Source organism: Apibacter sp. B2912 (genome assembly GCF_009827835.1).
Lineage (GTDB): Bacteria > Bacteroidota > Bacteroidia > Flavobacteriales > Weeksellaceae > Apibacter.
Genome location: NZ_WINV01000002.1, coordinates 312,237 through 334,423 on the forward strand (window position 1 = coordinate 312,237; position 22,187 = coordinate 334,423).

A 22,187-nucleotide genomic window follows, 5' to 3' on the forward strand; every position below is an offset into this window, starting at 1 on the left:
GGTTAATATGAAAAATTCAATTATAAATGAAAATTCGTTGAAATTTTTAGAAAAATATATTAATACTCCTTCACCCACCGGAGCCGAAAGTAAGGGACAAAAATTATGGATAGATTATATTACCCCTTATGTGGACGAAGTCAGAACCGATAATTACGGAACTGCTTACGGAATTATTAATCCCGAATCAAAGTATAAGGTAGTAATAGAAGCTCACGCAGATGAAATATCTTGGTTTGTAAATTATATCACTGATGACGGCTTAATTTATGTTATTCGTAATGGGGGATCCGATCATATGATTGCTCCTTCTAAAAAAGTACATATACATACTAAAAAAGGCATCGTAAGTGGTGTATTCGGTTGGCCGGCAATTCATACCAGAAATTATACCGGAGTTGAAGAACCGCCTAAAGTTGAAACTATATGGGTTGATTGTGGTGCCACCACTAAAGAAGAAGTTGAAGAATTAGGGATTCATGTGGGATGCATCATCACATATCCGGATGAATTTTTTATATTAAATGATACATACTTTGTCGGCAGAGCTCTAGACAATCGTGTTGGCGGATTTATGATTGCAGAAGTAGCTAAGCTTATTAAGGAGAATAAAGATACGCTCGATTATGGTTTATATATCACTAATGCTGTTCAGGAGGAAGTTGGATTGCGAGGAGCTGAAATGATCACGCAAACCATTAAACCTGATATAGCTATTGTTACGGATGTTACTCATGATACTACTACTCCCATGATAAATAAGATGAAGCACGGAGAAATAAAATGTGGTAAAGGTCCGGTAATTTCCTATGCGCCGGCCGTACAAAATAATTTAAGGGAATTAATAATTGAGAGTGCAGAAAAAAATAATATCCCTTTTCAGAGACAAGCTTCCAGTAGAGTAACCGGAACCGATACAGATGCTTTTGCTTATTCGAACGGAGGTATTCCTTCTGCATTGATCTCTCTTCCTTTGCGTTATATGCACACAACGGTTGAAATGGTGCATAAAAAAGATGTTGAAAGCACTATTCTTATGATTTATAATGCTTTAAAATCAATTAAAGATAATCAAAGTTTTAAATATTTGTAATATAAATTTAAAAAGGAGCTACAAAAATAGCTCCTTTTACATTCTTTGTTATTTCCATTGTGTGATATCAATGGTTTTAAATAGTTTATGATATTTTGGAAAAATAAACAAAGTGGGTCTCTGATAATTCAAAGACATCTATTATATATAATTTATAGTTAGTTACGATTTGAGTTTTGAATGGGTTTACTTTAAATGCATGGGTTGTAATGCCTTTATTGGTAGATGAAGTGTTGAATATATATTGATTACATAAATCGCGGAAACAGCATAGAAAAATATTTTTAATTCCGTAATTCCTTGCTAATTTTTTTGAGGTGGTTGAAACAAAATTTTCAGTATGAATTTTTAAATCTGTTGATTTCTTATTTTGATGTAAATTATTGAAGTAAAGATTAGAATATGACTTACCAATAGTAGTTTGCCCATTGAAATAATTTATTCTATTAAAACAGGCAAAAATTATTAATATTAAAATTAATAATAATTTGTGAATTTTCATGATAATATTGGTTAGCTAAATAAGATAATGTTAACTTATCTGCAAAAATATTAAAAAAATTGTTAAAATTCACAATTTTATTATAAATTTCATTATAGCAAGGTTTAATGGTGAAAAATTAAAAATTAAACAAATAATTTTTGATTATTATATCATATAATTGTTTTATAAAAAAATATTTATATTAAAGTATATTAATTTAATTTTGGATTTTTAGGAGAATTTATCCAAATAATATTCTTTTTATCTACTTTTATCAGTTGGTTTTTCCATAAATGATCTTCCCATTTTAATACATTTAACTCTTTATTATCACTTATCAACCAATCATCATTTTTAATTTCATTTTCTAATTGATTAGCTTTCCAACCGGAATATCCAATAAAAAAACGAATTTCATCCGGTTTTATAAGCTTTTCTTTTAAAGCTGTTTTAATGTCTTCAAAATCTCCGGACCAATAGTATTTATCGTTAATTGAGATACTGTCCCCAATTACATCAGGTCGAGAATGGATAACAAAAAGATGATCTGAATCAACCGGCCCTCCCACATAAACATCCATATCTATATCAATATCAGGGACTAACTCCGATAGTTTTTGATGATATATTTTTGTAAGAGTGAAACCTATAGTTCCTTTTAACATATCATAATCAGTAATAAAAATTACACTTTTAGAAAAAAAAGAATCATAGCTGATAGGTTTTGAAATTAAAAATTTACCTTTGTAATCCATTTTTATCTTCTTTTATAACTTAGAGACATAAAATTACATATTTTTTACTAATGGAAGACTTATCTGATCGCAGAAAAATATACAAACTAGGTTCGCTAAACGAATCGGATATAACAGACAATCCGATGGAACTATTCAGAGAATGGTATTTACTAGCTGAACAAAGCGATCAAGTTTCTGAAGTCAATGCTATGGCTCTTTCAACTGTTGAAGATAATTTGATTCCCCGAACTCGCAGAGTTTTATTAAAACAATATACTTGGGAAGGATTTATTTTTTATACTAATTACCACAGTAGGAAAGGCAGAGCAATAAGTAAAAACCCTAATGTTTGCCTGAATTTTTATTGGGAAAGTCTTGAAAAACAAGTTACCATTAATGGAATAGCAGAAAAATTGGCACCTAATTTATCTGATGGATATTTTCATTCCCGACCTTTGGGTAGTCAGTTAGGTGCAATTGTATCTCCACAAAGTGAAGTAATACCTAACCGAGATTATTTGGAAAATAAATTAAGGGAATTGGAACTTTCTACTAAAACTAAGGATGAAATCAAAAGACCCGAACATTGGGGAGGATATTTAGTTAAACCATATCAAATTGAATTTTGGCAAGGCAGACCTAATCGCCTACACGATCGGATTGTTTATACATTGCAAGATATGGATTGGATTAGCCAAAGGTATGCTCCATAATTCTAATTTTAACTATTTCTACTTTCACTCAATATAAAACCCACCCAACTGTTTTATTCAGCTTTATCTAATTGTAATTCAAAAAATAGGATATATAAATTGATTAAGAAGGATCAACGTCTACATCAATTTTTACCGAACGAAACGACGAGAGACTTTGTAATTTTGAAATAGCTTCTTTTATGAACTTTTTACTAGTTTTAGTAGATTTTGTAGATGGTATTTTTAAAAGAATATTATATATAAACTGATTATTTATCCTCGGTATCAATCCTTCTTCCGGTCCTAAAATGAACGGTTCATGAATAAAATTTTTTAGATAATCTCCTACAATTGCAGCTGCTTTTTTAACCTTTTCATTATTTTTATGCTTGAAAGTCAATTCAATCAATCTAAAGTAAGGAGGATATAAATATTCTTTACGTTCTCTTAAAATACCTTCTTTTGCCAAATTATAGTTATTCTCTTTAATAAATAAATAAAACGGATTTTCCGGGTCAAAAGTTTGAATTAATACTTTTCCTTCTTTTCGTCTTCCTGCTCTACCACTTACTTGAGTCAAGAGTTGCAACGCTTTTTCTTCTGCTCTGAAATTGGGCAGATTTAATAAAGAGTCCGAACGTATGATTCCTACCAACTGAACGTCATCAAAATCAAGTCCTTTGGTTACCATTTGTGTGCCGATAAGGATATCAATTTCTTTAAGAGCCATATTTTCAAATAATATTTCATAGGCATGTTTGCGTTTCATAGTATCAACATCCATACGGGCAATATTAGCATCGGGAAAAAGCTGTTTTACCTCTTCTTCGATTTGCTGGGTTCCAATTCCTTTCGTTTCTAAAGCATGGGAATGACAGCTTGGGCATGATTGGGGAAATGCCATGGTATATCCGCAATAATGACAACGAAGGGTTGAGCTTACCTTATGATACGTAAGAGTAACATCACAATTAGGACACGACGGTGAATGTCCGCAGTCATTACATTCCAAAATAGGTGAAAATCCACGTCGGTTATGAAAAAGAATAACTTGTTTTTTCTGAATTAAACATTGATGGATTTCTTCTTGTAACCGATACGATATATTGGGGGTTACTGTAGGTTTACATAAAGAGACCATTTCTATTTCAGGAAGTTTTACATTGCCAAACCTTTCCTTAAGCTCTACTAAACCGAATTTTCCCTGCTCATGATTATAAAAACTTTCCATCGAGGGGGTAGCAGATCCTAATAGAACTTTTGAATTATTTTGTTGCGCTAAAATTTGAACACAATCTCTTGCTTGATAAAAGGGTTTTGTGTCCGTTTGTTTATACGAGCTGTCATGTTCTTCATCTACAATAATCAATCCGATGTTAGATAAAGGTAAAAAAATAGACGAACGAGCTCCGATAATTACTTTATATTTATTTTTTAAAGTATTTTTCCAAACTTCCACTCGTTCATTTTGATTGAGTTTAGAATGATAAACTCCTACTTCATCGCCAAAACGTTTTTTTATTTTACTTACCAGTTGCGTTGTGATGGATATTTCCGGTAATAAAAAAAGGGAATTACGAGAATTAGAAATTTGTTTTTCAATCAATTGAAAATATAATTCGGTTTTTCCGGAAGAAGTTACGCCATTCAATAAAACCGTCGAAAATTTTTGAAATTGCTTTTCAATCTCTCTTAATGCTATATCTTGAGCGTTAGAAAGTTTATAAGAATCTTCAATATGATCATCATATTCTTCTATACGATCTTTTTGGAGTTTAAATTCTTCTAAATATTTTTTTTCGATCAGAGATTTAACGACAGAGGTTGATGATATTTCTATCAGCTCTCTTTTTTGTATGAATGTTGCTCTCTGTTGTTGCATTTTAATAAATAATAGTAACGCTTCTCTTTGTTTTTCCGCCCTATTAATATCTACTAATGCTTTTTGAAATAGTTCTGAATCTTCAAATAAAGGATTTAATTTGATATAAGTAAGTTTCTTGGGTTTATATTTCTCAATGATTTGCTCATCTAATTCAATTAATTTTTTATCATATAAAGATTTTATGGTAGGAATGATGTATTTTTTCGCTAAAAAAGCTTCTATTTCTTTTAAATTAATTGCAGTTTTAATTTCGAGATTTTGCATAATGAACGTTTCCTTTTCGTCCAACTCTTCCCAAATTATATTTTGAGATGTTTTTCGGATAAATGTTTCACTTTCCAATTTTAAAGCTGAAGGAAAAGCATTTCTAAATACATCTCCTAAAGAGCACATATAATAATCAGCAATCCATTTCCAAAATTCAATCAGTTTAGGAGTTGCTAAGGGGTAATCTTCAAGGATGGTATATATTTCTTTGGTTTTATATAGTTCCGGCTTCTTATCATGGAGACTTTCCACTATAGCCGTGTATAATTTTTTTTCTCCAAATGAAACAACCACCCGTTGCCCGACTTGAATGTGGTTTTGTAATTCTTTAGGTATATGATAGGTGAAAACACCTTCTAATGAAAGTGGAATAATTACGTTTGCAAACTCCAATTGATATATTTTTTAAGTAACAAAGATACAGTATTTAATATTTACAGTTTTTTATTTTAAACCCGTATATAAGAATAATTAAGTAGATACAGCTATGTTTTTTTGTTAAAAAGAATATTTCTTTGAAAACCTGAAAATTTGGTTCGTTTAACAGCTGAATTTTTAAATAGTATTTTAAAGGCTTCTTCATTTATATCATTCCAATCATTTTTAGTGTATGATAACAAATCGGGATGCGGATTAAATTTATCTTCTGTATGCGGTGTAGAAAATCTATTCCACGGACAAACATCCTGACAAATATCGCATCCAAAAATCCAATCTTTCAATTTTCCATTAAACTCCTCTCCGATCTGATCTTTTAATTCTATGGTTAAATAGGATATACATTTTGTGGAATCTATGACCCTTTCGGATATGATGGCTTGGGTGGGACAAGCATCCATGCAACGGGTACAGCTTCCGCAATGATTGGTTGGAAAAGCTTCATCATAGTTCAATTCGAGGTCGCAAATGATTTCAGCAAGAAAAAAAAATGAACCTTTTTGTTTGGATAATAAGAGTGAGTTTTTTCCGATCCAACCTAAGCCGGATTTTTGCGCCCATGTTCTTTCCATCACGGGAGCCGAATCTGTGAATACTCTATAGGAAAATTGACCGATTTTATCTTGGATTTCTTCTACAAATTTTTGTAATTTTTTACGTATTACTAAGTGATAGTCTTCTCCATATGCATATTTAGCAATACGGTAACTTTCTGTATTCTGTTTTTCTTGCGGGTAATAATTATATAAGAAGGAAATAACTGATTTTGCACCGTCTACAAGTAATCCGGGATTAAGCCTTTTATCAAAGTTATTTTCTAAATATTTCATGTTTCCATGATAACCTTCTTTAAGCCATTTTTCTAATTTTGGAGCTTCTTCTTCCAAAAATCTTGAACGAGATATCCCACATCCTATAAAAGAATATTCTTTGGCTTTTTCTTTTATGAAATATGTAAGTTGCTCTTTATTCAATTGTTTCGTAGTATAGATAAATTATAATGATGAAGGTCAAGTACATAAAAAAAGACTCAAAATACTGCAAACAATAGATTAAGTCTTTTTCATAGTAGCCCCAGCGAGGATCGAACTCACATCTAAAGTTTAGGAAACTTTTGTTCTATCCATTGAACTATGAGGCCTTTTTTAAAATCTTTTGCAAAAATATGAAAAACTATGGAAATTTTGTACTATAAATTTATTCCATAATTGTATAACATATTCCACTACTTTTCAACCTACTTTTGTATAGGTAAATAGATAGTTAAATTTATATTCAGTCTGAAATAAAATTATGATTTCTTCTAAAAAAAATAATCCGGTATATTATTACATACCCTTCAAAAATGACATTGACGAATCTGATATTTCCAAGATTACCCATGCTTTACAATCTATAAAAGAAATTGATACATGCAATTTAGAATTAAATAATCAAAGGATTCGTATAACCAGTAAATACCCTGATGAAGCCATAGCCAAGGCTGTTCCGATTCTCACAGACTTACAAGTTAAAGTTCCGGTTACCAAAAACAACTTTCCTTTACTCAACTTAAGCTGCGCATCTTGTGCCAATAGCAGTCAAAATATTCTAAAAATGCAACCGGGAGTGATAAACGCCTCAGTAAATTATGCAAATGAAATGGCATACATTGAATACATACCTTCAATGATAACCCCGCAAAAATTGAAAGACTCTCTCCAAGAAGCCGGTTATGATTTGATTATCAAAGAAAATGATGATTCGCAAAATTCATTGGAAGAAATACAAAAAAATCATTACAAAGCTCTAAAAAGGAAAACTATCGGTGCCATGATATTTTCCATTCCTTTATTAATTATAGGGATGACACCTTCACTCATGCATCAACATTGGGCAAATTACATCATGTGGATCTTAGCTACTCCGGTTGTTTTTATTTTTGGAAAACAATTTTTTACGGGAGCTTATAAACAAGCAAAACATAGATCCGCCAATATGGATACCCTGGTAGCGGTAAGTACGGGAACCGCATATATTTTTAGCGTTTTTAATACACTATTTCCTTCGTTTTGGATTAAACGCGGATTGCAACCGCATGTATATTTTGAAGCTTCGGCTGTAGTTATTGCATTTATTTTATTAGGTAAAATATTAGAAGAAAAAGCAAAAGGAAATACATCTTATGCCATCAAGAAGTTAATAGGTTTACAACCTAAAACAGTTACTGTAATTCAAGGAAATGAGCAAAATGAAATTCCCATTAAGTCAGTTTCAATTGGAATGACCATTTTAGTTAAACCGGGTGAAAAGATTGCGGTGGATGGAACTGTTCTATCGGGTAATTCGTATGTTGATGAAAGTATGATCAGTGGTGAGCCCATTCCAATTGAAAAAGTGAAAGGTTCAAAAGTATTTGCAGGAACGATTAATCAGAAAGGAAGTTTTCAATTTCATGCAGATAAAGTGGGTAAAGAAACTCTTTTATCTCAAATTATTCAGACGGTGCAAGAAGCCCAAGGCAGTAAAGCTCCTGTTCAAAAATTGGTTGATATAATTGCCGGAATTTTTGTTCCCACAGTTTTTATTATTGCTTGTTTATCGTTGATTATTTGGATTATTTTCGGCGGTAAACAAGGGTTAATTTATGGTTTTCAAAGCTTTGTAACTGTATTGGTTATTGCTTGTCCGTGTGCTTTAGGATTAGCTACTCCAACAGCTATTATGGTTGGTATCGGTAAAGGTGCAGAAAAAGGTATTTTAATTAAAGATGCAGAAAGTTTGGAAAATACCAAAAATATAAATGCGATAGTTTTGGATAAAACCGGTACGATTACAGAAGGTAAACCTCAGGTTGAAGATTTTAAATGGTTTAGTTCAACGCATGATCTTGAAAAAAACATTTTATATAGTATTGAACGATCCTCTGAACATCCTTTAGCCGGGGCTATTGTAAGTTATTTGAATGATAAAAGCATAACTTTTATTCCTGACATGGAAATTACAAATGTATCAGGGCAAGGAATTATTGGTATTTACAATAATCAAAAATATTTTATTGGAAATCTTTCTTTGTTATCTATATATTCCGTTCCCATTGATAAAGAAGTTAAAAATTGGTTGGATAATAAATTTAAACAAGCTACTACTACTATTTTATTTGCCAATGAAAATACTATACTTGCAGGAATATCTATTTCAGATAAGATTAAACCAACTTCCCTAACTGCTATTAAGCAGATTAAAATGTTAGGAATTGAGGTTCATATGCTAACGGGTGATAATCCTTCTACTGCTAATTATGTAGCTAAGGAAACAGGAATTAACAAATTTAAAGCCGAGGTTTCACCACAGGATAAAATTGATTATGTGAAAAAACTTCAAGCTTCGCCTAACAATAAAATTGTGGCTATGGTTGGTGATGGTATTAATGATAGTGCTGCCCTCGCCCAAGCGGATGTTAGTATCGCAATGGGTCGTGGATCTGATATTGCCATTGATGTTGCTAAAATGACTATAATTTCAGGAGATCTTCAAAAAATACCTGAGGCAATTAAACTTTCCAAGCAAACGGTTAAAACTATTAAACAAAATTTATTTTGGGCATTTATTTATAATATAATAGGTATTCCTATCGCTGCGGGTATATTATATCCTATCAATGGCTTTTTATTAAATCCAATGGTTGCCGGTGCTGCCATGGCTTTAAGCAGCGTTAGTGTGGTTAGTAATAGTTTGCTTTTAAAATTAAAAAAATAACTGTCGATTCATTTAAATCATTGCTTAATAAATTAAAAGAGCCTCCTATAATAGGAGGCTATAATACAAAACTCAAAAAATAAAATTAATCTATAATTATTTTATTATCTAATTAAAATACGTATACTAACATATACAGCACAAATCATTGCTATAAAATAAATTAAGGTGAGTAATGAAATAGAGGGTCTAATATGCTTCATAAAGTTTAGTGTTTAAGGTTTATACTAAATTCAATTATAAAAATTAAAATAAATAAATTATCTGTTATTTTAATACTACAAATATATAAAATTATTTTATTTATATAAATATAATATTTATCATGTATAAATATTATAAAATATGATTTTAGTATTAATGTATAATATTAATACTAATTCATATAATTTATAATGTTATATTATTTATCTTATATATAAAAAATAAAACAATATTTTTATACTAAAATCATGCTAAAAGTAAATTTAATCTCGTTAAAAAAAATTATAAATATTAAATTGATAAAATAATTTACAGTTATTTAAATATTTATAATTAAATATTATTTATATTAAGACAAAATAATACTTTATTTTAAAAATTCTATAAATAGTCACTCTTATATTTAATTTGGTATTTGAAAAAGATATAATTTAAGATTATTTAATATTGTTTTTTATTTTACGGATTTCCGTAATGCAACCATTTTATTTATTTATAACTTCATAAAAAAGCAAATAATAATTTAATTAAAAAAATTATTTTTTAAACTAATTAATCACTTGCAAAAACTGTCTGATTTGTCTTTAAATAATCCTGAGCATTTGCTCAGGATTTTATTTAATTTTCAAAATAAATATTTATAAAAGATAAATAGTTTTTTAAGGATTTTTAAATTAATAACTGAATATATAATGATTAAATTGATTGAAATTAAAGAAGAAATTTAATGTTTGAGGAAAATTAAAATTGTTTTAAGATTTATGATTATTTAATCTTTTATTAAGAAAAGTAAGTAACCTATCCGAGGTATTTAGATGTAAAAAAATAATTATATTCTTAAAAAAACTTCTACAAGAAATATTATAAATATTAAATTCAATTACCTAAAAATTTCTTTTTAAATAATACCTATTCGAATTTTGGATATTCTAAATTCTTTTGAAAATAATATTATATTAAAAGGAGTTCCATAAAAAACGGTCGTTTTAAATTTCAATAAAATAAATGCAACATGAAAATAGGATATGCTAGAGTTTCTACAGAAGAACAAAATATTCAATCTTATATTGACATATTAAAGGAACATGGATGTGAGAAAATATTTTCCGACCATGCTAGTGGAGTTAGAATTGATAGTCCTGGATAATTATCCAAATTAGAGCCTTAAGAAAAGGAAACACAGTAATTATTTATAAATATGATAGGATATATTCCGTTCTCTTAAAAATATGATTGATCTTATAGAAAAGTTCAATCATTTAGAAGTATATTTTAAAAGTTTAAGTGAACCTCAATTTGATACTACTTCATCTAATGGGAAATTTATATTACAAATATTTGGAGCAGTGGCAGAATTTGAAAGAAATTTAATTAATGAAAGGACTAAATTAGGATTAACAAATCCTAGAAAGAGAAAGAAATTATTAGGTAAACCAAAGGGTGGCAAAAAAAGAAACTATTGAAAAGTATAATTATGCTCAAAATCTTTATGAAAAAAAGATATGCCGATTGATAAAGCTTGAAAATTAGCTGGGATTAGCAAAACCACTTTTTATAGGATTGATAACAACAAATTCTCTCAACTTAATTAATCATGAAGGTGTCTAATTGATTAATTTAACATTAATAGCTATGGCTCCTTTATAATTAAACCCAAGATAGAATGAAACCCTATCTCCTTGCCTGAATTTATCCCAATTCAGATAGTCTTTATTTTTTTCATACCTATAAAAATAAACTTCATCTTGAACATTATTAATTTTTATAAATCCATATTTTGACTCTATACTAGTAATAACCCCATAATATTCTATTAAAGTACCATTTTTTCTAACTTTCCCTCGTGGTTTACTTTTTAACTTTGGTTCAATCTTAACTTTTGAAAGCTCTCTAAATATTTCATCAGATTCAGTTATATTATTCATTAAATATAGTGTTCTTCCATACCAAAATTGAGCTTGAATTCTATTATCTCCTCTTGTAAACGATCTATTTAAATGATGTCTAATACATTCTAAATCATCAGATTTATTTACAATTAATAATTGCGCATACTTAAAGTTAACATCTTTATCGTTTGGTAAATAATTCAATGTTTCTCCTAATATTTCTATGGCTTTAGAACAATCATTATTTTGTTCATACAAATTAGCTAACCTTAAACTTAAATAAGGACTCCTCTTATTTAAAGAATATGCTTCTTCTAAAAGCGCAATTGCTTCAGGTGCATTATTTAAAATTTTATTAAAATTTGACTCACTCTCAAGTATAAATTCTTGATAAGGAAATTTTTGTTTTGCATGATTAAACAACTCCTCTGTTTCTTTTATCAATCTTTCAATTGTTGGTACATCACCGTCTTCTAAAATGTCTTTTAATTTTATTAGCTTAATTTTTATTAAAGAATGATATGTATGAGGGTTTTCTTTAAATTTATTTTTTAAAATATTTGCCGCCTTTTCTGCATCTAATAAGAATCTATTTTTTTCTAATTTATTTTTAGCTCTTTCTGCCTTATTTATAGATAATTCTATAAATGAATGGTTTATTAAACGGTCATTTTTAGACAATTCATTAGCTTCTTTAAGTATCTTTTCACTTTCATATATACTTCCTCCCTTACCATTCATTTCAAAAATAGCAAACTGCTGTAAAAGTTTTGCATCATTAGGATTTCTTTTTATAGCTGTCTTATACAATTCTCTAATCATATTGGGATCACTAAATAACTCCATCAAATTTTTAGCATTTATCATTGCTAAAAAAGGTATTCTATCATTCTCATAATCTACATCTAAACAATTTAATATTCTATTATACTCATCAAATTTTAATTGTTTATCCTTTAAAACTTCTGAAAATATTATTTCTGCAATTTGTCTATGTCTAGTAACATATACAATATCATTAATCTTATTATCTTTTTTATCAAAAACAATAAATTCCAATGGTTTATGTAATTTTTCTTTAAATTGGGTAAAAGAAATATAATTAACTCTCGAAATCAATCCTGCTCTAGCTACTGAACCTAGTCGATGTAAAATACTAACTGTCAAATAAACAGATTTAGCTGTAACATTTGATATTGAATTATACTCATCTACGACAATTTCTGTAAAAGGTTTTCCCATTGTACTTTCATACAAAGCTACAAGTAACTCCCTACCTGCTCTATATGAAAGAGCCTTTACTCGTTCTTCCAATTTTTTCCCCTTTAAATAACCTAAAGAATCATATTGTTCTAATTTATCTAATAAAGATTGAATCTCTCTATCGTTTAAATATTCTAACTGATAATAATCATCAAGCAAAAGGGATAGCTCATTACAATCTACGTTCCAAGTATTAATTCTTTCTGTTCCAAAAATTGTTATTGGTATATTTTCATTTTTTATCTTATTTATAAATAAAATTAATTCTTCATTATAATCTGAAACATCATCTATAAATAAATATATACGCTCTTTTAAATAATTATATAACTCAATTATTGGCTCTGCTCTTATTAAAGAGTTTGATTTGAAAAATAAGCATATACGATCTAATTCAGTTGAAGCTTGCCAACATAATCTTTTTATACTTACAGATTTACCAGATCCAGCATATCCTAATAACATATAAAAATTTAGTTCATTACCATTATGTAAATTATCCTTTAAAAATATTTCTAATAATATAGTATCAATGATATTTCTTTTTGAATCATATCCTTTTATTATGGGATCCCAATTATTAAAATAACCTTTATAAAATTGTTTAGGTTCTGTGTTTGATTCCGCGAAAGTAGAATGTATATATTCTAAATCATTATTTAAATAATTCACTAAATTATCTGAAGGTTTTAAATCATTTATATTAATTACAGATTTTTCAAACACTTTATGAATATTACTTGTTAAAGGTTTAGCTAATGCTATCTTCCTATAATTTATATCAATCTTATTTTCTAATTCGATAAGAAAATTTTCAAAAGTACATTTTATCGAAGTTATTTTTTTTTGATCCCAAAATCTAGCATCAGGATCTTTTATATTTGGACCTATCATATATGATCTTGGTTTAGCATCAATTAAAGAATCTAACTCTAAAAAAATTGCTCTAATATCTGGGTCAGCGAAGCTAAACCCAACAAATAAAAAAGTATACTCTTTAGATAAATCCTGAATTCTAGAGAACAACCTCTCTCTATTTTTTTTATGTGTTATATATTGTTCCGGGGTTAATATTAATGGTAAATCTTTATCATTAATTTCTGAAATACACCCATGTATTTTATAAAAAGGCAAATCCTCTTGTGTTTTAATTATATCTCTGATTCTTTGTCCATCTTTAATGATCCTTTTTAAATTTTGGTGTGATTTTCCTTTGTAAGCTTTTTCAATAATATAATCATAATTTGTTGTTACAATTGTTTTCCAAGTAAAATTTTTAATCTTTTTATGATATTCTGCAGGCTCAAAAGGCTCAAATAACTCAAATAAATAATTCTGTACTGTAAATAAGTCTGTTTCTGAAATAGCAATTTCAGATACATAGTGTAATTGATGATCTTTATAATCATTATCTAAAAATTTATTTGCTATCATATTCGACAATTCATTCCCTAAAGGGATCTTTTGAAATTTGGGATGAGTTGCACCAAATGAAGCACCTGCTCCAAGAAACAAAACGACATTCCCCTGTTTAATTTGATCTAATAAAGCAATAGGAATCTCCATTATAATATATTTATATTTTAAACTTATTAATATTTATCAACATATCTACACAAATACACTAAATCTATAATTTAAAAAAATATAATATATTTGTTTTAGACATCAATATTCAAATATATTAAATACTTTTATAATTTTTTGATGTCTTTTAAAATTTATCAAATACTTTTGTAATTAACAGAAATTTAGAATCAATGCCATTTCTTTTACCTGGAATTTTACGGCCCTTAAAGAAAAAATAAAAGATATTACCGTTAAAAAGAAATTATTTGCATACCATAAAGTACATATTCCTAAAAAAATAACCCGTACGGATTTATCCGATCAGGTAGTTAAAATTGAAGTAGAGACCTATTCAGAATAAATTGTCCAATAAAAAAATAGATTCGTCCTCCTCGGCTTCTACCATATGTACATAAATCATGGTTTCTTTTATTGAGGTATGATTGAGCAGTTTTTGTAACTGCTCAACTTTGCCTCCGGCGCGTAAATAATTGGTGGCAAAAGTATGTCTTCCAACGTGTAATGAAACTTCTTTTTTTATATTTAATTTTTGGGTCACTCTTTTTATAACCTCATTTATATTTTGTTCTGCTATCCATCTGGTAAATAAATCGGGTACCTGCTCAACAATCGATAAGGCTTTGTTATTGACTCGTACGCGATGCATATACGGTTTTGACAGTTCTGTTTTTACCGGTATAAACTCTAATATTCCGGTAAATATTTGTTCTCTTGTTAATTTTTTAAGGTCGGATATCCTCAATCCGGTATAGCATGAAAACAGAAAAATTCCGATCGGTATTTTTTCTCCCGGTAATATAAATTCCGATATATAAAAATTGTACAATTTCTTTACTTCTTCCGGGGTTAATGCTACCCGATTGGATCTTATATTTTTTATTTTAATGGTATCTATGTCTATCTTTAAAGGAATTCCTTTTTTGGATGCTTTCCTTAAATATTTCTTTATTACTTTTAGGTTGGAGTAAAAGGTATTGTAATTTCTTGTTTTTAAAAAATAGCTTTTATAATTATCTAAAAAGGTTTCGTCTATTTCTGAAAAATAAATTTCCTTTTTAAATTTTCTTAAATTCATAAGAACGCTTTGATGTCTACGATACGTGCCATCTTTTAAAATGGTTTTCTCTTGGCTTAATTCATACTCAAAAAAGGAAGTAAATTCCCCTCTGGGTATGTTATTCTTTAATTCTTCTATTAATTTTTCGGGGGTTAATATTTTGTTGGAAAGCCAATAAAAAGTTTTTACGGCGGTTACTTTAGACTGCACATTATCTAGTAAAAGCTGTAATTCTTTATGTCTTGATTCTTTGCCGATAATTTTTTGAGTTGATGAATCAAACTCATTATCTTTTACTGTAAAGCCTAAAGATAACTTTAGTTGCTTTCCATTACCACATACATGAAGATACATAAGGTATTCTCCGTTTTTATTTTTATTCTTTCTTCTGTAAAATCTGGCTTTCATAGCTGTGTATATACCTGTACACGTTTGAAAATGTTTATTTCTAAGTTCTTCCATACTATCTAACTTATTAATTTAGATAGTGTTACAGTTAGTGACAGATAAAATAGCACAAACTTTTTTTTATTTTAGAACAAAAAAAATTCTTGTTCTATATTCTGTTCTAAAAATTTAAAAAAAAGCCAAATTATAACTAAACGAATTTTACTTATATACCCTATTATTTCAGTAGGTTACTTGAATTTTAGTGTTCTTTTTTTCTTGTTTTGTGACCACGGAGGGATTCGAACCCCCAACCCTCAGAGCCGAAATCTGATATTCTATCCAGTTGAACTACGTAGCCGAAAATATTTTCTGCAAGTATACTAATAATTTAGTCTAACTTCATAATAATATTTGAAATTTCTTCTGCTTTTTCTTTTTCATATACAGAATCAATAGGATGCAAAACTTGAAGCATCTGTCCATAGGAATACATCAAATTCTGAAGAGATACTTTTTGATCTTTCGCATTATTTTTACCTAACATCTCAAAAGTTTTTAATCTTTTATCTAAAGGTTTCATTGATTCTGTGATATATGCTATAGCTTTATCTCTTTGATTTAATTCCAGATAAGTATTTACAATATTATCAACAATAAGTGTATAATAACTGGATAGTTTACTCATATCATCGGTAGCAAACGTTTGATCGTGTAGTGGTAATGATAAATAATAATTTAATTCCTTAAAAATTTGATCTTTATATGCTTCTGCTAGTTTTAACCCTTCTTTTTCTTTTCCAATAAGAAAATAACCGGATATGATAGAATTATAAGAAGGCGTAGCAGGATACATAGATATTGGAATCTCTTTATTGATTAACTCTAAAATATCATTGGCCCTTTTTTTGTCTCCACTTTTAGCTAAAGCGATAGCAGCTCTTCCACAAGACATTCTATAATTTAAAATATTACTTCTACAAGTTTCATCAAAATAAGCTTTCGGATCTTTTAAATTTCCAAATTTATAATTCATAACTAAGTTATAAATCGTATTAGGATTTATTCTTCCTTGTTCCCCGTTGTTGGTTTCGGGAGTGTATATAGGTACTAATTTTGAAATTAAACCTTGATACTCTAAGTAATTTTGTGCAAACATGATATTAGATTGAGAATAGGTTCCCCCTGAACTAAAATAAATGGAACGATCCCAATTGTAATTGGCAAGTAAATCTAACATAGCTAAACCGTCTTTATATAAAGCTTGTTTATTTATTGATAGTACTACCTTGTTTACCATCAATTTAGAATCTTCGGGTTTAACTATTCCATATTTTAACGCATTCTCCTTGTTTACAGGCAAAGATATTTTGTTAACAGGAATAAATCCAACATCTGTTCCTCTATAATCCCTTTCGGTTACATATGTATATAAATCTTTAATAGCAGATTGTTCTTTTTTGTTTCTAAGAAAATTAATGGCTTCTTTAGCAGATATAGTATCTGAAATTGCATATTTCTTAAATGGAAGAATATCCGCAGGTATACTGTCTGCCGGAAGATTATCAAAAATTTGCTTCCAAAAATCTCTATTTAATAAAATAACCTGATCATTAACGCCATCTCTGAATTCTTCATGAGATAAAGAAGAAGGAATACCGGGTGCTTTATAAGTTCTTCTCTGAACCTGATCAATATACCATGCAGTACCCAACAAAGTAAAATTAACCACTTTGGCATCTGATCTAAATTCTTCGGTTTCTTGTAATGCCCATAAAGGATACGTATCGTTATCTCCATATACAAAAAGTATAGGATGATTTGAATCTAAACTTTGTAAATAGCTTTTTGAAAAATCATAAGCCGTATATCTCCTGCTTCTATCATGATCGTCCCAATTTTGGAATCCAACCAGAACAGGAACTCCTAAGGCAAGAAAACCAATAATAAGTCCTATTTGCCTTTGTTTAAGTTTATTTAATAAAAACATAATTGCTGTCACTCCCATCCCTATCCAAATAGCAAAAGTGTAAAAGGAAGTCACTAACGCATAATCACGTTCCCTGGGTTCAAATGCTTTTATGCTGGTGTATAAGATAATACCCACGCTGGCTAATAAAAATAAAGCTATTAAAGAAAAGTTTCTACCCGGATCTCTGTTTAGTTGAAAAAAGAATCCTACTAAACCTAACAATAATGGTAAAAAATAATATTTATTAGTAGCTTTATTTACATATGCTTGTGGTAATTTGTCTTGGTCTCCCAAACGTAAATTATCTAAAAATTTAATACCGCTGATCCAATTTCCTTTGGTGGATTCATAATTACCTTGTAAATCATTTTGACGACCGGCAAAATTCCATAGAAAATATCGTATAAACATATATCCCATTTGATAGGTCATCATAAAATCCAAGTTTTGGCCTAAAGTTGGTTTTTTAACATTAATTAGTTCATTTTGTTTAGCCATTTGATAATCACGAACAGATATTTCTCCCGTTTTCTTTTTCCTCACTAACTCATCAAAAACCTTTTGTGCTTCAGGATTACCAATATATTTCGAATTTAAAGTAAAATCGGGGTATCCTTCCATTAATCCGTAATTTTCAATAACACTAGGATCCGGATTATACATTCGGGGAAATATACTGACTTGCTCCGGATTAAACTTATAATTAATCCTTCTGCCTGTTTCAATATACCTGCCTGAATTTTCATCCTTTTCATAAATAGGGCCATTATCCTCGGTTCCAATAATTCCGTTAGTATCTAAATATGCAGTATAATTAGCTCCGTAAAACACCGGCCAATCACCATATTGAGCCCTGTTATAATAATCCAACATACCTATTGCATTGTCGGGATCATTTAAATTAATAGGAGGATTTGCTTTAGCACGTATGGGAAGTACCACCCAACTTGAAAAACCGATAAGCATAAACAAAATCGATAAAATAATGGTATTTCCTGTTTTATATCCATGATTGGATGTATATCGTAAGGCAAAATAAAAAGCAACAATTAAAAGTATGAATGCCACTACCGAACCTGTATTAAATGGCATTTGAAGATTATTTACAAAAAATATTTCACATTTTCCGAAGAAAGACATCGTAAAAGGAAATATAATTTTGAAAACGGCTAAAAATACACCACCAATAGCAATATTGGCCCATATAAAACTTTTCCAAGTAAAGGTATATTTTTTAGCATAATAAATATATCCTAACGTAGGAACCACTAGTATTACCATTAAATGGATTCCAACCGACAGACCGATAAGCAGGGAAATTAAAATAAGCCACTTATTGGATCGGGAATCAGATAAATCATTTTCCCACTTACACATAAGCCACAACAGCAAAGCGGTAAAACAGGAAGCCGCCGCATAAACTTCTCCTTCAACTGCTGAAAACCAAAAAGTATCGGTAAAAGTAAAAGTTAACGCCCCTACTGCCCCGCTTAATAAGATGGTAGCAATCTGATAGGAAGTAAATTCTTTGGGTTCGGTTTGTAAAAATAGAGTTTTACGAACCATATGAGTAATTGTCCAGAATAAAAATAATATGGCAAATGCACTCATAATAGCAGACATAGCATTTATAACTATAGAATATTTAGTGGGATCGCCAAAGGCTAAGATCGCCCAAACGGCACCCAATATTTGAAAAAATACGGCTCCCGGTGAATGAGTAACTTCCAGCTTAACCGCTGAAGATATATATTCACCACAATCCCAAAAACTGAAATTGGGTTCAATAGTTAATAAATAAGTTATTGCTGCTATAATAAAAACAACCCATCCGGTAAGGTTATTTAATTTATTGTAATTTAACTTCATTTTACCTTAATTCTTGTTTGCGAATATACTAATAATATTAATTTTAAAAGTTTTCATTTTATATTTTATTCTCTTTTTATATTAATTGTTAGAAAGTTATTTATAAAAAATTATAAGTTTTATTATTCTTTAGAATTTAACATACTAAAATTAAATTACGATATTTGTTACCTGATAAATTCATACTAGTTACCATGGGTTTTTTAAAAAAGAAACTGGCACAAGGGTGGGCATCCCTTCACCATAAAAAAGAGCAAAAATGGATTGACAATCCGGTGGAAACACAAAACTATTGGTTTGAAAAACTCATTAAAGAATCTCAAAATACAAATTTTGGCGTTGATTACTCTTTTTCTAAAATAAGTTCTATTTCAGATTTTCAAAAAAATGTTCCTGTTCAGAATTATGAAACGTTAAGACCTTATATAGAAAAAATTAAATCGGGACAAATTAATATTTTATGGCCTAATAAGCCCCTTTATTTTGCAAAAACCTCAGGTACCACCTCAGGCACTAAATACATTCCTATTACTAAAGAATCCATGCCCTTTCATATAGAAGGAGCTAAAAGTGCTTTACTTCATTATATATATAAAAGAAAAAATCCTAATTTTATCAATGGTAAAATGATTTTTTTACAAGGAAGTCCTGTTTTGGAAAATAATAATGGGATCATGACGGGAAGGCTGTCAGGAATTTCCGCCCATTTTGTTCCGAAATATCTTCAATACAATCGTATGCCTTCATGGAAAACCAATTGCATTGAAGATTGGGAAACTAAAGTTGTTAAAATTGTAGAGGAAACTGTTGATAGGAATATGACTTTAATCAGCGGCATTCCTCCTTGGCTGGTTATGTATTTTGAAAGATTAATTGCAAAATCGGGTAAATCTATAAGTAAAATTTTTCCCAATTTACAGCTTTTAGTAACGGGGGGTGTAAATTATAAGCCGTATGAAGATAAAATAAATGAATTAATTGGTAAAAAGTTGGATATTATCCAAACCTATCCGGCTTCGGAAGGATTTATAGCCTTTCAGGATGATGTAGACCATGAAGGATTATTGCTTATGTTGAATCATGGTATTTTTTATGAATTTATTCCTTCAGAAGATATTGGTAAAAATAATCCGAGACGTCTTACTCTGGAACAGGTGGAATTGAATACGGATTATGCTATACTATTGACAACGAATGCCGGATTGTGGGCTTATGAAATAGGTGATTTAGTCCGATTTATCAGTAAAGATCCGTATAAAATTCTTGTCACCGGAAGAACTAAACATTTTACTTCTGCATTTGGCGAACATGTCATTTCTTTCGAAGTAGAAGAAGCTATTAAAGAAACCATGGAAGTAACGGGATGTATTGTTCAAGAATTTACTCTTGCTCCTCAGGTGAATCCTGCGGAAGGGCTGCCCTATCATGAATGGTTCATAGAATTTGAAAAACCGCCGATCAACATTGATGAATTTGAATCAAATTTAGATCAGGCTCTTAGAAAAAGAAATTCTTACTATAATGATCTTATTACGGGTTCTATCTTAAGACCTTTAAAAATTTCAATTATCAAAAAAGGTGGATTTAATGAATATATGAAAGAAATCGGTAAGTTAGGAGGTCAAAATAAACTTCCTCGTTTGTCTAATGATCGAGCTATTGCCGATAAACTCGAAAAATATGTTTTGAAAAGTTAGAATGAAAATGTTATAGTAAATTAAAATCATATTGAAAGAATATACTATTTGAAAATTTTAGTTGTAATACCGGTATTTAATGAGTCTAAACATATATTGAAATGTTTACAATCTTTCTATGAACAATCCTATAAAAATATTGATTGGATTTTAGTTAATGATTCTTCAACGGATAATTCAAAGGAAATTATAGAAGAATTTATTAAAGATAAACCTACTTTCCGCCTTATTAATTTAATTAATAGCTCTGAACATATACCGGGTGCAAAAGTCGTTAAAACGTTTTATGCCGGATTAAATTCAGCTAATTGGAAACAGTATGATGTTTTAGTTAAACTGGACGCCGATATAATTCTCCCTGATAATTATTTTGAACTAATCATAAATAAGTTACATAACAATCCAAAAATTGGCATAATCGGTGGATTGGTTTACATAAAAAAAGGGAATCAGTGGGTTTATGAAAATATTTCAAATAAAAATCACGTGCGCGGCCCCATAAAAACCTATAGAAAAGAATGTTTTATTGATATTGGTGGCCTTCGTATGACATTGGGTTGGGATAATCTCGATATATTACTTGCCCGTATGCATCATTGGGAAGTTAAAGTCTTAAAGAATCTTTTCGTAAAACATCTAAAACCAACTGCATACGTTTATCAAGAAACTAAATCCCGAAAATTGGGAGAATATTTTTACAATATCGGACTATCCAAAAAATTAGCCTTTATATCCTGTGCAAAATCTTCATGGAAAGAAAAATCTTTACGACATTTTATAATTTCATTTAAAACTTTTATTTCTTTAGAAAAAGAAAAAAAAGAACGAGTGATCACTCAAGAGGAAATGAATTTCATTCGCAAATTTCGATGGAATGAAATGATTAAAAAGTTTAAAAGGTAAACTTTTCAACTTTCCTTTT

At 29.3% G+C, this 22,187-nt stretch carries 14 protein-coding genes and 2 tRNA genes; 7 read left to right on the forward strand and 9 right to left on the reverse strand.

The genetic code is table 11. From position 1 onward, the window contains the following. Nucleotides 1–7: 7 nt before the first annotated feature. Nucleotides 8–1,093, forward strand: coding sequence for a M42 family metallopeptidase (locus tag GFV01_RS04700; RefSeq protein ID WP_160565206.1), 1,086 nt, complete (start codon nucleotides 8–10; stop codon nucleotides 1,091–1,093). An 85-nt stretch (nucleotides 1,094–1,178) separates the two neighbouring features. Here the strand turns inward: GFV01_RS04700 and GFV01_RS04705 are convergent, their stop codons facing one another. Beyond that, nucleotides 1,179–1,595 carry a hypothetical protein gene (locus GFV01_RS04705; protein WP_160565208.1) on the reverse strand — a complete coding sequence of 139 codons (417 nt, stop codon included), beginning with the start codon at nucleotides 1,593–1,595 and terminating at the stop codon, nucleotides 1,179–1,181. Between the two features lie 194 nt (nucleotides 1,596–1,789). Beyond that, nucleotides 1,790–2,332: a YqgE/AlgH family protein gene (locus GFV01_RS04710; RefSeq protein WP_160565210.1), complete on the reverse strand. Its 543-nt coding sequence runs from the start codon at nucleotides 2,330–2,332 to the stop codon at nucleotides 1,790–1,792. Nucleotides 2,333–2,382: 50 nt separating this feature from the next. Here GFV01_RS04710 and pdxH point away from each other — a divergent pair, with 50 nt between their 5' ends. Beyond that, a complete protein-coding gene (gene pdxH / locus GFV01_RS04715) occupies nucleotides 2,383–3,027 on the forward strand; it encodes a pyridoxamine 5'-phosphate oxidase (RefSeq protein ID WP_160565212.1) in 645 nt (214 codons plus the stop codon). A 103-nt stretch (nucleotides 3,028–3,130) separates the two neighbouring features. On the opposite strand, the gene priA is transcribed toward pdxH, so the two are convergent. The 3 genes from priA to GFV01_RS04730 form a co-directional block, all read right to left on the reverse strand. Further along, the gene (gene priA / locus GFV01_RS04720; RefSeq protein ID WP_185150325.1) at nucleotides 3,131–5,554 is read right to left on the reverse strand and encodes a primosomal protein N'; all 2,424 of its coding nucleotides are present in this window, start codon (nucleotides 5,552–5,554) and stop codon (nucleotides 3,131–3,133) included. 92 nt (nucleotides 5,555–5,646) lie between these two features. Then, complete coding sequence (gene queG, locus GFV01_RS04725) at nucleotides 5,647–6,573, reverse strand: tRNA epoxyqueuosine(34) reductase QueG (protein ID WP_160565214.1); 927 nt, start codon at nucleotides 6,571–6,573, stop codon at nucleotides 5,647–5,649. 95 nt (nucleotides 6,574–6,668) lie between these two features. Continuing rightward, nucleotides 6,669–6,740, reverse strand: a tRNA-Arg gene (locus tag GFV01_RS04730). A 152-nt stretch (nucleotides 6,741–6,892) separates the two neighbouring features. Between GFV01_RS04730 and GFV01_RS04735 the strand changes: the two genes are divergently transcribed. The 3 genes from GFV01_RS04735 (at nucleotide 6,893) to GFV01_RS10140 (ending at nucleotide 11,004) form a co-directional block, all read left to right on the forward strand. Next, entirely contained in the window at nucleotides 6,893–9,337 is a 2,445-nt protein-coding gene (locus tag GFV01_RS04735; protein WP_160565216.1) for a cation-translocating P-type ATPase, read from the forward strand. 1,216 nt (nucleotides 9,338–10,553) lie between these two features. Beyond that, the gene (locus tag GFV01_RS10135) at nucleotides 10,554–10,688 is read left to right on the forward strand and encodes a recombinase family protein (RefSeq protein ID WP_255448941.1); all 135 of its coding nucleotides are present in this window, start codon (nucleotides 10,554–10,556) and stop codon (nucleotides 10,686–10,688) included. 82 nt (nucleotides 10,689–10,770) lie between these two features. Beyond that, on the forward strand, nucleotides 10,771–11,004 hold the full coding sequence (locus GFV01_RS10140) for a recombinase family protein (RefSeq protein ID WP_255448942.1): 234 nt from the start codon (nucleotides 10,771–10,773) through the stop codon (nucleotides 11,002–11,004). Between the two features lie 141 nt (nucleotides 11,005–11,145). Here the strand turns inward: GFV01_RS10140 and GFV01_RS04745 are convergent, their stop codons facing one another. From GFV01_RS04745 to GFV01_RS04760, 4 genes are all read right to left on the reverse strand, one after another. Continuing rightward, nucleotides 11,146–14,259: an SIR2 family protein gene (locus tag GFV01_RS04745; protein WP_160565218.1), complete on the reverse strand. Its 3,114-nt coding sequence runs from the start codon at nucleotides 14,257–14,259 to the stop codon at nucleotides 11,146–11,148. Between the two features lie 355 nt (nucleotides 14,260–14,614). Next, nucleotides 14,615–15,802: a site-specific integrase gene (locus GFV01_RS04750; protein ID WP_160565221.1), complete on the reverse strand. Its 1,188-nt coding sequence runs from the start codon at nucleotides 15,800–15,802 to the stop codon at nucleotides 14,615–14,617. Nucleotides 15,803–16,014: 212 nt separating this feature from the next. After that, nucleotides 16,015–16,088: transfer RNA gene (locus tag GFV01_RS04755), tRNA-Arg, on the reverse strand. A gap of 30 nt (nucleotides 16,089–16,118) precedes the next feature. Then, nucleotides 16,119–19,568: a DUF2723 domain-containing protein gene (locus tag GFV01_RS04760; RefSeq protein ID WP_160565223.1), complete on the reverse strand. Its 3,450-nt coding sequence runs from the start codon at nucleotides 19,566–19,568 to the stop codon at nucleotides 16,119–16,121. Nucleotides 19,569–19,762: 194 nt separating this feature from the next. Between GFV01_RS04760 and GFV01_RS04765 the strand changes: the two genes are divergently transcribed. Beyond that, on the forward strand, nucleotides 19,763–21,265 hold the full coding sequence (locus tag GFV01_RS04765; RefSeq protein ID WP_160565225.1) for a GH3 auxin-responsive promoter family protein: 1,503 nt from the start codon (nucleotides 19,763–19,765) through the stop codon (nucleotides 21,263–21,265). A gap of 48 nt (nucleotides 21,266–21,313) precedes the next feature. After that, nucleotides 21,314–22,168, forward strand: coding sequence for a glycosyltransferase family A protein (locus tag GFV01_RS04770; protein WP_160565227.1), 855 nt, complete (start codon nucleotides 21,314–21,316; stop codon nucleotides 22,166–22,168). Nucleotides 22,169–22,187 lie beyond the last annotated feature (19 nt).